We start from the raw sequence: 14,722 nt of genomic DNA, 5'->3' as shown, positions 1-14,722 counted from the left end.
AAGTGGGTCGGTGCGGTGCTGGGTGGTGCTGGGCGGTGCGGGGCGGGGCGTTCCAGCGAGTGCGGTGCGGGTCGTGCTGCTCGGGGCCTGCGGGTCGGCCGGGGGTCGCGGGTGCGGACCGGTGGATCAGCGGGAGGCCGTTTCCAGGACCTGCTCGGGGGCTGCCTTGGCCAGGGACGTGCTCGGCGCGGAGGGCCTGCGGGCGGGTATGGCCAGGACCGCGAGAACCGCGAGCGCGACCGCCGCGGAGCCGGCCATCAGGGCCGGCCGCAGCCCGTCGACGAACGCCTGGCCGGACTCGTAGCCGCCCTGGGCCGCGAAGATCGACGCCATGACGGCGATGCCGAGCGCGCCACCCACCTCGCGCAGGGCGTTGTTGGCGCCCGAGGCGACGCCCTGCTCCTGCGGCCGCACGCTGGACATCACCAGGTGGGAGGCCGGGGCGAAGAACAGGGCCATGCCGACGCCGCTGATGACGAGGGCGGGCAACTGGACGGCGTAGGAGACGTCGGTCGTGACGATCACGGCGAAATACCCGAGCCCGACGGCCTGGAGGAAGAGGCCGGCGGCGACGACCGGGCGGCCGCCGATCCGGTCGGCGAGGATGCCGGCGATCGGGGCGACGAGCATCGGCATACCGGTCCAGGGCAGCATGCGCAGGCCCGCCGCGGTCGGCGAGTAGCCGAGCACGCCCTGGAGGTACTGGCTGAGCAGGAAGATCGAACCGAACATGCCGAGGAACATCAGCAGACTGGCCGCGTTGATGCCGGCGAACGCACGGGAGCGGAAGAGCCGCATCGGCAGCATGGCGTTGCGGGCCTTGGCGCTGTAGATCACGAATCCTGCGAGCAGCGCGGCCCCGGCGAACAGGGCGGTGAGGACCACGGTCCCGGTCCAGCCGTCGACGGGCCCGCGGACCAGGCCGTAGACGACGCCGAAGAGGCCGGCGCTGGCGAGCAGGGTGCCCTGGACGTCGAGCGGGGAGCGGCTGCCGTGGGACTCGGCGAGGCGCAGCCGGGCGAGCGGGATGAGGGCCAGCCCCAGCGGGACGTTCAGCCAGAAGATCCACTGCCAGGAGACGTGCTCGGTGAGGCTGCCGCCGACCAGCGGCCCGGACGCCACGGCCAGTCCGTTGACAGCGCCCCAGATGCCGAACGCCATGCCGCGCTTGGCCTCGGGCACGGCGGCCGTCAGCAGGGTCAGCGTGAGCGGCATCATGACCGCGGCGCCGACGCCCTGCACCGCGCGGGCGGCGATGAGGGAGTCGATGCCCGGCGCCAGGGCCGCGGCGGCGGAGGCCGCGGTGAAGACGGAGAGCCCGGCGATGAAGAGCCGTCGGCGGCCGAAGCGGTCGCCGAGTGCGGCGCCGAACATCAGCAGGACGGCGAAGGTGAGCGTGTAGGCGCTCACGGTCCATTCCAGGTCGTGGAGTTCGCCGCCCAGGTCGTCGCGGATGGAGGGCAGCGCGGTGGTGACGACCAGGTTGTCCAGGGCGGCCATGAATCCGGCGACGCCGGTGATGACGAGCGCCCAGGCGGCCGTTCCACGGCTCGCTTTCTGCTGTGACATCTCTCCCCCAGGAGTGGTCTCGATCTCTCGTGCTTGATCTTCTGGTTAGTTATCGATGACTAACTTTCGTGAACAGAAAAGGGCCGGGACGACCAGCCGTTTCCGAACTCCTACAGCTCCAGCCGGCCTTTGGTCCGGGCCGAGGGATAGACCCCCTCCCAGACCCGGTGGTCGGCCGGGAACCCCATGGCGACCAGGCAGTTGATGAGCATCCCGTACGCCAGGAAGGTCGTCGTCTCGCCGACCTCGGCGCCCAGGGGCAGATGGACGGTGTCCCACAGGCGCATCCAGCCGGCGCGCACCGCCTCGCCGAACTCGTGGTCGCCCTCCTGCTCGGCGGCGGCCACGGCGAGGTACATCTGCATCTGCATCATCAGCCGCTCGGGCCGCTCCGCGATGACCTCGGTATAGGCGTTGGCCATGGCATGCAGGGCCTCTTCGCCGTGCAGCCCCTCGGACGCCTTCGCAAATGTGCGGACGGTGTCCTCCAGGCAGCGTTCCGCCGCCGCCAGGAAGATCGCCCGCTTGCCCGGGAAGAGCCGGAAGAGATACGGCTGCGACACACCGACCCGCTTGGCGATCGCCTCGGTCGACGTGCCGTGATAGCCGCCGCGGGCGAACTCGGTGGTCGCCGCGCGGATGACGCTCTCGCGTCGCTCTTCTGCGCTCATCCTGACCATGCGAGTAAGTTAGTACTCAATCACTAACTAGGTCAAGGGTCCTGCGGCCGCCAGGTTCCCGCCCCCTGGGTGCACTCCGTGGTGCACTCCCTCCTGCGGTCCGGCGGACGGAGCGCACCGGGCCCGCGCTGCCCGCGTGCGCGACCCGCGTGCACTGCCCGGCGGTGCTGCCCGTGCACGCCGCCGCTCGTGCGCCACCCACGCGGGAGCACGCGTAAGGGCGCGGAAGCACGCGTAAGGGGCGCCTCACCGGAGAGCGCCCCTTACGTGCGTGGCCGCTGAGCGGAACCAGTGAGCGGCGGGCGGGCTCAGGCCAGCCGCACGACGGCCCGGGACATGCCCAGCACCTTCTGCCCGGCACTCATGGCCGTGAGGTCCACGCGGACCGTGTTGTCGTCGAGCTTGGCGGCGACCTTGCCGCCGACCTCGATGGTGGCGCCCTGCTCGTCGTTGGGGACGACGACCGGCTTGGTGAAGCGGACGCCGTACTCGACGACCGCTCCCGGGTCTCCGGTCCAGTCGGTCACCACGCGGATCGCCTCGGCCATGGTGAACATGCCGTGCGCGATGACGTCGGGCAGACCGACCTCCTTGGCGAACTTCTCGTTCCAGTGGATGGGGTTGAAGTCGCCCGAGGCCCCCGCGTACCGGACGAGTGTGTCCCTCGTCACGGAGAAGGTCTGCGCGGGCAGTTCGGTGCCGACCTCGACGTCGGCGTACGAAATCTTCGCCGTCATGGTGTTGCTCACGCCCCCTCGGCCGCGCGGGCCACCAGCTTGGTCCAGGCGGTCACGACGTGCTCGCCGGCCTCGTCGTGCACCTCACCCCGGATGTCGAGTACGTCGTTGCCGGCCAGCGACTTGATTCCCTCGATGGTCGAGGTGACCGTGAGCCGGTCACCGGCCCGGACGGGGCGGGTGTAGGCGAACTTCTGGTCGCCGTGCACCACCCGGCTGTAGTCCAGACCCAGCCGAGGATCGGCGATGACCTGCCCCGCGGCCCGGAAGGTGATCGCGAAGACGAAGGTGGGCGGGGCGATCACGTCGGGGTGACCGAGCGCCTTGGCGGCCTCCGCGTCCCTGTACGCCGGGTTGGCGTCCCCCACAGCCTCGGCGAACTCACGGATCTTCTCCCGACCCACCTCATAGGGTTCGGTGGGCGGGTAGCTCCGCCCCACGAAGGACTGGTCGAGCGCCATGCGCGCGGCACCTCCTGTGTCTGCTGTGCTGGCTGGGAACACGCGAACCGGCCCGGCCGGTGCGCGAAACGACGCGAGGCCGCCCCCAGCCTTACGGGGACGGCCTCGCGTACGAGCCTGATTTATCGCGTCTCGCGGTGCGCGGTGTGCGCGTTGCAACGCGGGCAGTGCTTCTTCATCTCAAGACGGTCCGGGTTGTTACGCCGGTTCTTCTTGGTGATGTAGTTCCGCTCCTTGCACTCCACGCAGGCCAGCGTGATCTTCGGGCGGACGTCGGTGGCAGCCACGTGAGTGCTCCTTGACGAACGGATGGACTGTATTAACGCAAGAAGAGTAGCCGATCGAAGGACCGACCCCGCAATCGGCTACTGTCAGTAGCGGTGACCGGACTTGAACCGGTGACACAGCGATTATGAGCCGCTTGCTCTACCGACTGAGCTACACCGCTTTGATGCGATCGGGCCCCGCCTCGCGGCGGGAACCTCTCACACCAGAGCCCCAAAACGGAATCGAACCGTTGACCTTCTCCTTACCATGGAGACGCTCTGCCGACTGAGCTATTGGGGCGAGCGATGAAGACATTACACGCTTCGCCGCCGTTCACCCAAATCCGTTTCCGGACCCCTGTGGGGCCTGTGGCGCAGCTCTCCCCGGGACGCCGTCAACGCCTCGCCGGAGGGGCGGCGAGGGCCGCTCCTTACCGGCCCCGGCCCGTGCGACGGCTCCGGCAGGCCCCGCGGGCCGACCTCACCCCACCACGCCCACCGGCCCCGGGAACCGGCGCGAACCGGCCCGTATACCGGCCCGTGAACCGGCCCGTGAACCGGCCCTGTGCGCCCGCCCTCACCAGCGCACGGACCGCGCCCCTGCGCCCCTGCGCCCTGTCCATCAGCCCCGCGGGCCGTGCCCGGCGCACGCGGGGCGCAGCACGGGACCACGCCGGTACGACTATTGCGCTCCTTCCGGCGAGGGGCACGGCGCCGCCCTAGGCTCGTCTCACTCTGCGTGATCTTGCGTCTTCCGAACCACGCGTCCGCCGAGCACAGTCCGAGCCCCTGGAGCGCGATGCCCGACAGCCAGCCGCAGCCACCGCCGTCGTCACCGTCCCCGGGCCCCCTCTCGGGCCCGGCGGACGCGTCCCCGCTGCTGCTGTGCGGAGCGCGGCTCACCGACGGGCGCACCGTGGACGTACGGCTGGGCGGCGGGCGCATCGAGGCGGTGGGCACGGCCGGGAGCCTGGCGGCGGACGGCCCGCGCGCACGCGGCGAGCGGGTCGACCTGTCCGGCTACCTGCTCCTGCCCGCCCCGTCCGAGCCGCATCTCCACGCAGACACCGCCCTGTCCGCCGACGCCGGCGGACCGGCCTCGTACGACCCGGAGGACGTCCAGCGGCGGGCCACGGAGGCCGCCCTGCTCCAGCTCGGCCACGGGGCGACGGCGCTGCGGGCCCACGTCCGCGTGGGTGACGTGGCCGGCCTCGGCGCGCTGACCGCCGTACTGCGGGCACGTCGCACGCTGCGCGGGCTCACGGAGCTGACGACGGTGGCGGTGCCGCGGTTGCTGACCGGCGTGGCCGGGGCGGACGGGCTCGCGGTGCTGCGGGACGCCGTGAAGATGGGTGCCTCGGTGGTCGGCGGCTGTCCGGATCTCGACCCCGACCCCACGGGCTACGTGGAAGCGGTGCTGGAGGTCGCCTCCGAGCACGGCTGCCCGGTGGACCTTCACACGGACGCGACCGATCCGGCCCGGCTGTCCCGGCTGGCGGCGATGGCGGGCGGTCTACGGCCCGGGGTGGCCCTCGGCCCGTGCGGAGGCCTCGCCCGGTTGCCGGACGACGTGGCGTCGCGGACCGCGGATCAACTGGCTGCGGCCGGGGTGACGGTGGTCTGCCTGCCCCAGGGCGGCTGCGCCGGCACGGAGCGCCGGGGCACGGCTCCGGTGCGGCTGCTGCGCGCGGCGGGGGTGCGGGTGGCCGCCGGGAGCGGTGCCCTGCGGGACGTGTCGAATCCGGTGGGCCGCGGTGACCCGCTGGAGGCGGCGTACCTGCTGGCTTCACGCCACGGCCTCACCCCCGAGGGCGCCTACGAGGCGGTGAGCACGTCGGCCCGGGCCGCGCTGGGACTGCCCGAGGTGCGGGTGGAGGCCGGCTTCCCGGCCGAACTCCTGGCGGTCCGCGGCGACCGGCTGTCCGGGGCGCTGTCCCTGGCCTACAGCCGGATCGTGGTGCACCGGGGACGCGTGGTCTCCCGGACGAGCGCGGTCCGCGAGTACTGCGGCTCGGCGATGACGGCGGAGGCGGGGCTGCCGCGGCAGGGGCGGGGGGAGATCTCGTGAGGCGCTGCCTCGGACGTGAGGCAGCGCCTCGAGCGTGAGGATCGTTTTGGTGCACGGCGCCGCGTCGGCGCGATGCGCTGCCTCCGTCCGGGGCGTCGCTTTTCCGGGTGGGGCGTCGTTTGCCGGGTGGGGCGTCATTTCCGGCTCAGGCGGTGACGAGACCGCTGGAGATGCCGGAGCCGTGAGCCGAGTTGCGAGGCGGCGGATGCGGTGGCCGCGGCGTACGGTCGAAGGCATGCGCATTGTCATCGCTGGTGGTCATGGTCAGATCGCGCTGCGGCTGGAGCGGCTCCTCGCGGCGCGCGGGGACGAGGTGGCGGGCATCATCCGCAAGCCTGAACAAGCCGACGAACTGCGGAAACTGGGCGCCGAACCGATCGTCCTCGATCTGGAGTCGGCGTCGGTGGAGGAGGTCGCCGAACGGCTGCGGGGCGCGGACGCGGCGGTGTTCGCGGCGGGCGCCGGGCCGGGCAGCGGAGCCGGACGCAAGGAGACGGTGGACAAAGCCGCGGCGGTCCTCTTCGCCGACGCGGCGGTCCGGGCGGGCGTACGGCGCTTCCTGATCGTCTCCTCCATGGGCGCGGACCCCGCGCACGAGGGGGACGAGGTCTTCGACGTCTACCTGCGCGCCAAGGGCGAGGCGGACGCGTACGTGCGCGGTCTGGACGCCTTGGACTGGACGGTCCTGCGCCCCGGCCAGCTCACCAACGACGCCGGTACCGGCCTGGTCCGCCTCGAGGCCCACACGGGCCGCGGCCCGATCCCCCGCGATGACGTGGCCGCCGTGCTGGCGGAATTGGTGGACACCCCCGCGACGGCCGGCCTGACCCTGGAGCTGATCAGCGGCCACGCACCGGTGTCGGTGGCGGTGAAGTCGGTCGCGGGGAACTGAGCGGGGGTCGGGGCCGCTGCTGGATGGTGGCCGCCGCTCGCAGGGTGGTGACCGCTGCTCAGTGGTGGCCCCCTGCTGGGTCCTGGCCGTTTGCCGAGTGGTGGCCGCTGCTGGGAGAAGGCGGCAGCGGCACCGCGGCCACCCGCTGGAACCTAGAACAGCACCATCTGACCGGGGAACTCCGGCACGACGTGCCTGTCCAACGAGGGCTGCTCGGCCCCCAGTTGCGCGAACCGTCGCGACCCGGGGCACGAGGTGAGGCCACCGTTCCCGCGAGCGCCGGGCGGATCGTGCCGCGCGTACCGCCCGGCTACGACGGCGATCTCGCGACGGCACTCGGGACAGGGCCTACGACGCGACAACATGGGCCCAGTGTGCCCCGCACCCTCCCGCCGTCCACACGAAAAACCCCCTCCGCTCTGCGTTTCCGCAGTTCGGAGGGGGTCTTCCCCAGTGTGGCGGCGCCAGGATTCGAACCTGGGAAGGCTGAGCCGGCAGATTTACAGTCTGCTCCCTTTGGCCGCTCGGGCACACCGCCGGGGTTGCTGCCTTCGACCGCCTTGCGGCGGTGCTCCGTGGCAACGACGTAAACAATACCCGATGGGGAGGGGTGCTTCGCCACCCGATAGATCGCAGCCCGGAGGCCGCGGGATGGCTAGGCTTGTCCGGATGCGGCCCGGGACCGACGGCGGGCTCAGCGGCCGCCCACGAACGCCGGTACGCATCCGGCTCGCAGCCCGATACGCACCCCGATACAAGGAGCCACAGGACATGGCCGACTCCAGTTTCGACATCGTCTCGAAGGTCGAGCGGCAGGAGGTCGACAACGCCCTCAACCAGGCCGCCAAGGAGATCTCGCAGCGTTACGACTTCAAGGGCGTGGGTGCCTCGATCTCGTGGTCCGGGGAGAAGATCCTCATGGAGGCGAACTCCGAGGACCGGGTGAAGGCCGTCCTCGACGTCTTCCAGTCCAAGCTGATCAAGCGCGGCATCTCTCTGAAGGCCCTGGACGCGGGCGAGCCTCAGCTCTCGGGCAAGGAGTACAAGATCTTCGCCACGATCCAGGAGGGCATCTCCCAGGAGAACGCGAAGAAGGTGGCGAAGATCATCCGCGATGAGGGCCCCAAGGGCGTGAAGGCTCAGGTCCAGGGCGACGAGCTGCGGGTGAGCTCCAAGAGCCGTGACGATCTGCAGGCCGTCATCGCGCTGCTGAAGGGGCAGGACTTCGACTTCGCCCTCCAGTTCGTGAACTACCGGTAGGTCCGAGGAAGGCGGGTACCCCTGGTGCCCGCCCTTTCCGTCGTTCGTGCCGTCGTCCACGGGTGTTCATGTCGTCTTGGTGCGGATGACGTCACCGGTCCACACCGCGGTTGCGGTGGTCAGTAGGGTGCCGTCTCATGGTTGCTCACTCCGGTTCCGAACTGCGCCGGACGCTCGGCGTCGGCGATGCCGTGGTCATCGGTCTCGGCTCGATGGTGGGAGCCGGGATCTTCGCCGCGCTGGGGCCCGCCGCGCACGCGGCGGGATCCGGGCTGCTGCTCGGGCTCGCGCTCGCCGCCGTGATCGCCTACTGCAACGCCACCTCGTCGGCACGGCTCGCCGCTCTCTATCCGGCCTCGGGCGGCACGTACGTGTACGGACGCGAGCGGCTAGGGGAGTTCTGGGGCTATCTCGCCGGCTGGGCGTTCGTCGTCGGGAAGACCGCCTCCTGTGCGGCGATGGCCCTCACCGTGGGCGCGTACGTGTGGCCGGGGCAGGCACACGTCGTGGCGGTCGCCGCCGTCGTGGCGCTGACCGCGGTGAACTACGGCGGTATCCAGAAGTCGGCGTGGCTGACCCGGGCCATCGTGGCGGTGGTCCTGGCTGTCCTCGCCGCCGTGGTCGTGGCCTGTCTGACGTCCGGGCAGGCCGATGCCGGGCGGCTCGACCTCGGGGCCTCGGGTGGTGCCGGCGGGGTGCTTCAGGCGGCAGGTCTGCTGTTCTTCGCGTTCGCCGGGTACGCCCGGATCGCGACCCTCGGTGAGGAGGTGCGCGATCCCGCGCGCACGATCCCCCGTGCGATCCCGGTGGCTCTGGGTATCGCGCTGGTCGTGTACGCGGCCGTGGCGGTGGCCGTGCTGTCCGTGCTGGGGTCGAATGCCCTGGGCGATGCCACCGCGCCGCTGGCCGACGCGGTGCGGGCCGCCGGGGTTCCGGAGCTGGCTCCGGTGGTGCGCGTGGGGGCGGCCGTGGCGGCCATGGGGTCCCTGCTCGCGCTGATCCTGGGCGTCTCACGGACGACGCTGGCCATGGCCCGGGACCGGCATCTGCCGGGTGCCCTGGCGGCCGTCCATCCGCGGTTCCAGGTGCCGCACCGGGCGGAGTTGGCCGTGGGCGCGGTGGTCGCCGTCCTGGCGGCGACGGTGGACGTGCGGGGGGCCATCGGTTTCTCCTCCTTCGGGGTGCTGGTGTACTACGCGGTGGCCAATGCCTCGGCCTGGACGCTCGGACGGGGGCCGGCGGCGCGCGTGGTGCCGGCGGTCGGTCTCGCCGGGTGTCTGGTGCTGGCGTTCTCGCTGCCCGGGATGTCCGTGGCGGTCGGTGCCGGAGTGCTGGCGGTGGGCGTGGGGGCGTACGGGGTGCGGCGGTGGTCGGCGGGGCGGTAGCCACGCCGGGTCCTGCCGGCCACGCCCGGCTGTTCGGGGTACTGACGGTGTACCGCGCCGGGTTGCCTCGAGTCAGCCTGCCCGCGTCGGTGTCGTGCGTATGCGGTGGTCGGGCCACGGGGCCAGGTCCATGTCGTCGCTCTCCTCCTCGTACCAGCCCGTGCCCTCGACCCAGGAGCGCAGCCAGTCGGCGAGGCTGGGGGCGTCGATGAACCAGGCCTGGTCGGGGTCACCGGGGTTGGGTTCGAAGAGGAGCACGGGGGACTGCGGGGAGCGGCAGTCGACGCACGCGTACATCCCGCAACCCCAGTGGGATATCGGCAGGACGCCCTCGGGCCAGGCCCAGTCGGGGTCCTCTCGGCCGCTCTCCCGGTTGGTGAGGTACTGGACGACCGCTGCGGGTTCTCCGGAGGGCGTGCTGTCGAGCAAGGGCAGCAGACCGTACTCGGGGCCGAATCCGCCGTCCGCTGTCCGCAGGTAGAGGTCGGCGAGCAAGGGGGGCAGCGCGAAGCCCAGGGCGGCTTCCGCCCGGGCCAGGGTGGCCTCGTCGACCGGGTCGGGAAGCGAGGCCCAGCCCCACGGTCGGGTGGTGCGGGCCTTGGACGCCACCTGTGTCAGCAACTGCTCGTGCGCGGTCATGGGTTCATGATGCGGGCCGCCACTGACACTCGGGCGGGGCTGTGGACAACCCATGAGTTGTGGACAACGCGTGGGTCGTGGACGACTCATGGGCTGTGGACAGCGCACGAGTCGCGATCACGGGCCGGGAGGAGCGGAAGCCGTTGCCCCGCCGGGCGGGCGGGCACTGCCGGCCGGGGGTCGCCTACCAGCGAGACGTGAACGGCTGGTCCGTGCGCACGATTTCGCGGCCCAGCGGGAGAAGTGAGACCGGGATCAGCTTGAAGTTGGCCAGGCCGAGCGGGATGCCGATGATCGTGACGCACAGGGCGATGCCGGTGACGATGTGGCCGAGGGCCAGCCACCAGCCCGCGAGCAGGAGCCACAGCACGTTGCCGACGCAGGAGGGGGCGCCCGCGTCGCGGCGCTCGACGGCCGAGTACCCGAAGGGCCACAGGGCGTAGACGCCGATGCGGAAGGCCGCGATGCCGAAGGGTATGCCGATGATCGTGATGCACAGCAGCACGCCTGCGAGCAGGTAGGCGAGGAACAGCCAGAAGCCGCTGAGCACGAGCCATATGACGTTCAGGATGGTCTTCACTGGGTGCGACCTGCCATCTTCTCGAGCCGGGCGATGCGGTCCGCCATCGGCGGGTGGGTGGAGAACATCCTCGACAGGCCCTGGCCCGGGCGGAAGGGGTTCGCGATCATCATGTGGCTGGCAGTCTCGATGCGCGGCTCGGGCGGCAGTGGGAGCTGCTTGGTGCCCGTCTCCAGCTTGCGCAGGGCACTGGCCAGGGCGAGCGGGTCCCCGGTGAGCTGGGAGCCGGAGGTGTCGGCCTCGTACTCCCGGGAGCGGCTGATGGCCAGTTGGATCAGGGTGGCAGCCAGCGGGCCGAGGATCAAGATCAGCAGCATGCCGAGCAGGCCGGGGCCGTCGTCGTCGTCGGAACGGCCGATGGGGATGAGCCAGGCGAAGTTGACCAGGAACATGATCACGGAGGCGAGTGCGCCGGCCACCGAGGAGATCAGGATGTCGCGGTTGTAGACGTGGCTGAGTTCGTGGCCGATGACGCCGCGCAGCTCCCGCTCGTCCAGGAGGCGCAGGATGCCTTCGGTGCAGCACACGGCGGCGTTGCGCGGGTTGCGGCCGGTGGCGAAGGCGTTGGGCGCCTCCGTCGGGGAGATGTAGAGGCGGGGCATGGGCTGGCGGGCCTGGGTGGAGAGCTCGCGGACCATCCGGTACAGCCCCGGGGCCTCGAACTCGCTCACCGGGCGGGCGCGCATCGCGCGCAGGGCCAGCTTGTCGCTGTTCCAGAACGCGTACGCGTTGGTGCCGAGGGCGACGAAGACGGCGACGACGAGCCCCATGCGGCCGAAGAAACTGCCGATGACGATGATGAGTGCGGACAATCCCCCGAGGAGGACTGCGGTCCTGAGCCCGTTGTGCCGGCGGTGCACGGTACGCCCTCCAGGTGGTGCGGCAGGGGAACCCTTGCTTGCTGATCCTTCTTCTGACCTGCGATCGCCACTGGTGTCCGGTGTCACGTCCAGTGGACCCTCCCGTATTCGTCAACGCCAGGCGGGATGCTCTAGTTCCCTTGTGCGTGCCGGTGCCGGGTGTGGGCCGTCCGGGTGACGGCAGCCGTGCGCGGCACGCGCGCGTGGAGTGCGGGTGCCTCCACGCGCGCGTGCGATGCGCCGGGCGCTCAGAACAGCGCGGTGTCGGTGAAACGCAGGACCAGCTGGGGGGCTCCGGACAGGGCGATGCCGAGGACGCCGGTCAGGGCGATCGCGGCGGTGAGGGGAGCGGGGACACGGTGCTCGGCGGGCGTGCCCTCGGGGGCGCGGAACAGCAGGGCCGTCCACTGGAGGTAGTAGACCAGCGCGATGACGACGTTGACGGCCATCACCACGGCGAGCCAGCCGAGTCCGGCGTCGACGGCCGCGGAGAACACGGTGACCTTGGCGAACAGGCCGATGATGCCCGGCGGGAGACCGGCGAGGCACAGCAGGAAGAAGGCCAGCAGGAGTGCGGTGAGCGGGCTGGAGGCGTACAGGCCGCGGTAGTCGCTGACGCGGTTGAGGCGGCGGGCGCGACCCACCAGGGCGGCGATCGCGAACGCGCCGAGGTTCACCGCGCCGTACATCAGGGCGTAGGCGAGGGTGGAGCCGATCGACTTCTCGGCGTCGTCGGAGTACGCGGCGGCGGCGATCGGTACGAGGAGGTAGCCGGCCTGGCCGACGGAGGACCAGGCGAGCAGGCGTACCGCGCTGTACGCGCGCGTGGCGTTCTGCCTGAGGGCCCCGACGTTGCCAACGGTCATGGTGAGGGCGGCCAGCGCGGCGAGCGCCGGTCCCCAGACGCCGGCGTACGACGGCAGGGCGACGACGGTCACCAGGATGAGGCCGGAGAAGCCGACCGCCTTGCCGATGACCGACAGGTAGGCGGCGATCGGCAGCGGGGCCCCCACGTAGGTGTCGGGCACCCAGAAGTGGAAGGGAACGGCGGCGGTCTTGAAGGCGAAGCCGACGAGGGTGAGGACGACGCCGGTCTGGGCGAGGGTGGTGAGCTGCCCGTCGACGTCCTGGATCCGCTCGGCGACCAGGGTGAGGTGGAGGGTGCCGGTGGCGGCGTAGACCAGGCTGATGCCCATCAGGCCGACTGCGGTGGCGGTGACCGAGGACAGGAAGAACTTCAGGGCCGCCTCGGAGGACTTCCGGTCGCCCTGGCGGAGGCCGACGAGGGCGAAGGCGGGAAGGGAGGCGACCTCCAGGGCGACGATCAGGGTGGCGAGGTCGCGGGAGGCGGGCAGGAGGGCGGCGCCGGCGGCGGAGGACAGGAACAGGAACCAGTACTCGCCCTCGGGGAGCCGCTTGTGTTCGTCCTTCAGCGCGGTGACCGACAGCAGGGCCGCCAGGAGGGCCCCGCCGAGCACCAGGAACTGGATGACGAGGGTGAAGCGGTCTGCGGTGTAGCTGCACACGTCGGCGTCGCCGACCAGGCAGAAGGTGCTGCGGTCGGCGTCCAGGAGGGGCAGCAGCATGAGCGTGGCGGCGGCGAGTCCGGCCACCGAGAGCCAGCCGAGGAGCGGCTTCCTGTCCTCGCCGACGAACAGGTCCGCGACGAGGACGACGAGTCCGACGACCGCCGCGATGGTGGGCGGTGCGATCGCCAGCCAGTCGACGGACTGGACGAGGGAGCTCATCGGGTGCCTCCTGCGAGGAGCTGCTGCACGGCCGGGTCGGTGAGGCCGAGCAGGGCCTTCGGCCACAGCCCGGCGACGACGGTGAGGACGACGAGCGGGGTCCAGGCCGCGAACTCGTAGGACCGGACGTCGGTGAGCTGCGGGGCTCCTTGCGATACGGCGCCCATGCAGACCCGGCGGACCACGATCAGCAGGTAGGCGGCCGTCAGCAGGGTGCCGAACGCGCCGATCGCCATGAAGGTGAGGAAGGCGGGGCGGCTGAGGCCGTCGGCGGGATCGAACGCGCCGAACAGCGCGAGCATCTCGCCCCAGAACCCGGCGAGGCCGGGCAGTCCGAGGGAGGCGACGGCGCCGAAGGCGAGCAGGGCACCGAGGCGCGGTGCCCTGCCGTACAGAGCGGCGCCGGTCTGCTCGGCGAGGGTGTCGAGGTCGGTGCTGCCGGTGCGGTCCTTCAGGGCGCCGACCAGGAAGAAGAGCAGGCCGGTGATCAGGCCGTGGGCGATGTTGGCGAACAGGGCGCCGTTGACGCCCGTCGGGGTCATGGTCGCGATGCCGAGGAGGACGAAGCCCATGTGGCCGACGGAGGAGTAGGCGATGAGGCGCTTGAGGTCGCCCTTCGCGCCCTGCCTGGCGAGGGCCAGGCAGGCCAGGGACCCGTAGATGATGCCGACGACGGCGAAGGCGGCGAGGTAGGGCGCGTAGGTGCGGAAGCCGTCCGGCGTGGCAGGGAGGAGAATCCGAACGAATCCGTAGGTACCCATCTTCAGCAGGACACCTGCCAGCAGGACCGAGCCGACGGTCGGCGCGGCGGTGTGGGCGTCGGGCAGCCAGCTGTGCAGCGGCCACATCGGCGTCTTCACCGCAAGCCCGATCCCGATCGCCAGCACGGCGATGACCTGCACGGACGTGGTCAGCGACCGGCCGTTGTCAGTGGCGAGTGCCATCATGTCGAACGTGCCCGCCTTGATACCGATCAGGAGCAGGCCGAGCAGCATGACCACGGAGCCGAGCAGCGTGTAGAGGATGAACTTCCAGGCGGCCTCGGCCCGGCCCTCGCCGCCCCAGCGGGCGATGAGGAAGTACATCGGGATGAGGACCATCTCGAAGGCGAGGAAGAACAGGATCAGGTCGAGGACGGCGAAGGTCGCGAGGGTGCCGGACTCGAGGACGAGCAGCAGGGCGACGAAGGCCTGCGGGGACGGGCCCGCGGGTGGCTTGAAGTACGAGTAGAGCGCGCAGAGGAAGGTCAGCAGCGCGGTCAGGACCAGAAGGGGGAGGGAGATGCCGTCGGTGCCGAGGTGGATGCGCACGTCGAGTGCGGGGATCCAGCTGATATCGGTCGTGGCCTGCATCTTCGACGGCTGGTCGTGGTCGAAGCCGAGCGCCAGGACGATCGCGGCGATGAGGATCGCCCCGGTGACGGTCACGCCGTGCCGGAGCACGGCCTGCTCGGGTGACTTCCCCTTCAGTCCGGGCGGGGCCGGCAGGAGGGCGGCGGCCGCACCGAGGAGCGGGCCGACGACGAGGAACGCCAGAAGGAACTGCATCACGGACTCGCTGATATCGATCACGCCTGC

The 14,722-nt window shown here is 71.2% G+C and carries 15 protein-coding genes and 3 tRNA genes; 4 read left to right on the top strand and 14 right to left on the bottom strand.

What is annotated here, in order from left to right:
• Positions 1-126 precede the first annotated feature (126 nt).
• The 7 genes from ACFYOV_RS11955 to ACFYOV_RS11925 form a co-directional block, all read right to left on the bottom strand.
• The gene (locus ACFYOV_RS11955; protein WP_389086060.1) at positions 127-1,569 is read right to left on the bottom strand and encodes an MFS transporter; all 1,443 of its coding nucleotides are present in this window, start codon (positions 1,567-1,569) and stop codon (positions 127-129) included.
• Positions 1,570-1,679: 110 nt separating this feature from the next.
• Entirely contained in the window at positions 1,680-2,249 is a 570-nt protein-coding gene (locus ACFYOV_RS11950) for a TetR/AcrR family transcriptional regulator (RefSeq protein ID WP_389086058.1), read from the bottom strand.
• Positions 2,250-2,557: 308 nt separating this feature from the next.
• Positions 2,558-2,986 (bottom strand): MaoC family dehydratase, encoded by a 429-nt coding sequence (locus ACFYOV_RS11945; protein ID WP_389087060.1) that lies wholly within the window; start codon positions 2,984-2,986, stop codon positions 2,558-2,560.
• 8 nt (positions 2,987-2,994) lie between these two features.
• Positions 2,995-3,447: a MaoC family dehydratase N-terminal domain-containing protein gene (locus ACFYOV_RS11940; RefSeq protein ID WP_389086056.1), complete on the bottom strand. Its 453-nt coding sequence runs from the start codon at positions 3,445-3,447 to the stop codon at positions 2,995-2,997.
• 122 nt (positions 3,448-3,569) lie between these two features.
• A complete protein-coding gene (rpmG, locus tag ACFYOV_RS11935) occupies positions 3,570-3,734 on the bottom strand; it encodes a 50S ribosomal protein L33 (RefSeq protein WP_003948671.1) in 165 nt (54 codons plus the stop codon).
• An 88-nt stretch (positions 3,735-3,822) separates the two neighbouring features.
• Positions 3,823-3,895: transfer RNA gene (locus ACFYOV_RS11930), tRNA-Met, on the bottom strand.
• A 46-nt stretch (positions 3,896-3,941) separates the two neighbouring features.
• A tRNA-Thr gene (locus ACFYOV_RS11925) sits at positions 3,942-4,014 on the bottom strand.
• A 498-nt stretch (positions 4,015-4,512) separates the two neighbouring features.
• Between ACFYOV_RS11925 and ACFYOV_RS11920 the strand changes: the two genes are divergently transcribed.
• The gene (locus ACFYOV_RS11920; RefSeq protein ID WP_389086053.1) at positions 4,513-5,781 is read left to right on the top strand and encodes an amidohydrolase family protein; all 1,269 of its coding nucleotides are present in this window, start codon (positions 4,513-4,515) and stop codon (positions 5,779-5,781) included.
• 235 nt (positions 5,782-6,016) lie between these two features.
• Complete coding sequence (locus tag ACFYOV_RS11915) at positions 6,017-6,673, top strand: NAD(P)H-binding protein (protein WP_389086051.1); 657 nt, start codon at positions 6,017-6,019, stop codon at positions 6,671-6,673.
• A gap of 152 nt (positions 6,674-6,825) precedes the next feature.
• Here ACFYOV_RS11915 and ACFYOV_RS11910 read toward each other — a convergent pair whose 3' ends face one another.
• Positions 6,826-7,038 carry a hypothetical protein gene (locus ACFYOV_RS11910; RefSeq protein WP_389086049.1) on the bottom strand — a complete coding sequence of 71 codons (213 nt, stop codon included), beginning with the start codon at positions 7,036-7,038 and terminating at the stop codon, positions 6,826-6,828.
• A gap of 91 nt (positions 7,039-7,129) precedes the next feature.
• Positions 7,130-7,211: transfer RNA gene (locus ACFYOV_RS11905), tRNA-Tyr, on the bottom strand.
• A gap of 233 nt (positions 7,212-7,444) precedes the next feature.
• Here ACFYOV_RS11905 and ACFYOV_RS11900 point away from each other — a divergent pair.
• Entirely contained in the window at positions 7,445-7,933 is a 489-nt protein-coding gene (locus ACFYOV_RS11900) for a YajQ family cyclic di-GMP-binding protein (RefSeq protein WP_389086046.1), read from the top strand.
• A 137-nt stretch (positions 7,934-8,070) separates the two neighbouring features.
• Positions 8,071-9,318 carry an APC family permease gene (locus tag ACFYOV_RS11895; RefSeq protein ID WP_389086044.1) on the top strand — a complete coding sequence of 416 codons (1,248 nt, stop codon included), beginning with the start codon at positions 8,071-8,073 and terminating at the stop codon, positions 9,316-9,318.
• Positions 9,319-9,390: 72 nt separating this feature from the next.
• Here ACFYOV_RS11895 and ACFYOV_RS11890 read toward each other — a convergent pair whose 3' ends face one another.
• The 5 genes from ACFYOV_RS11890 to ACFYOV_RS11870 form a co-directional block, all read right to left on the bottom strand.
• Positions 9,391-9,957, bottom strand: coding sequence for an SMI1/KNR4 family protein (locus ACFYOV_RS11890; RefSeq protein ID WP_389086041.1), 567 nt, complete (start codon positions 9,955-9,957; stop codon positions 9,391-9,393).
• A 184-nt stretch (positions 9,958-10,141) separates the two neighbouring features.
• Positions 10,142-10,537 carry a YccF domain-containing protein gene (locus tag ACFYOV_RS11885; protein ID WP_389086039.1) on the bottom strand — a complete coding sequence of 132 codons (396 nt, stop codon included), beginning with the start codon at positions 10,535-10,537 and terminating at the stop codon, positions 10,142-10,144.
• The gene (htpX, locus tag ACFYOV_RS11880) at positions 10,534-11,397 is read right to left on the bottom strand and encodes a zinc metalloprotease HtpX (protein WP_389086037.1); all 864 of its coding nucleotides are present in this window, start codon (positions 11,395-11,397) and stop codon (positions 10,534-10,536) included. Before htpX ends, ACFYOV_RS11885 begins: the two co-directional genes overlap by 4 nt.
• Before the next feature lie 248 nt (positions 11,398-11,645).
• A complete protein-coding gene (locus ACFYOV_RS11875) occupies positions 11,646-13,145 on the bottom strand; it encodes an NADH-quinone oxidoreductase subunit N (protein WP_389086035.1) in 1,500 nt (499 codons plus the stop codon).
• A complete protein-coding gene (locus tag ACFYOV_RS11870; RefSeq protein ID WP_389086032.1) occupies positions 13,142-14,716 on the bottom strand; it encodes a NuoM family protein in 1,575 nt (524 codons plus the stop codon). The genes ACFYOV_RS11875 and ACFYOV_RS11870 overlap by 4 nt, the downstream gene beginning before the upstream one ends.
• Positions 14,717-14,722: the final 6 nt, after the last annotated feature.

This window comes from Streptomyces sp. NPDC005931 (assembly GCF_042871235.1).
Lineage (GTDB): Bacteria > Actinomycetota > Actinomycetes > Streptomycetales > Streptomycetaceae > Streptomyces.
This window is presented reverse-complemented; position numbering and strand designations above follow the sequence as displayed.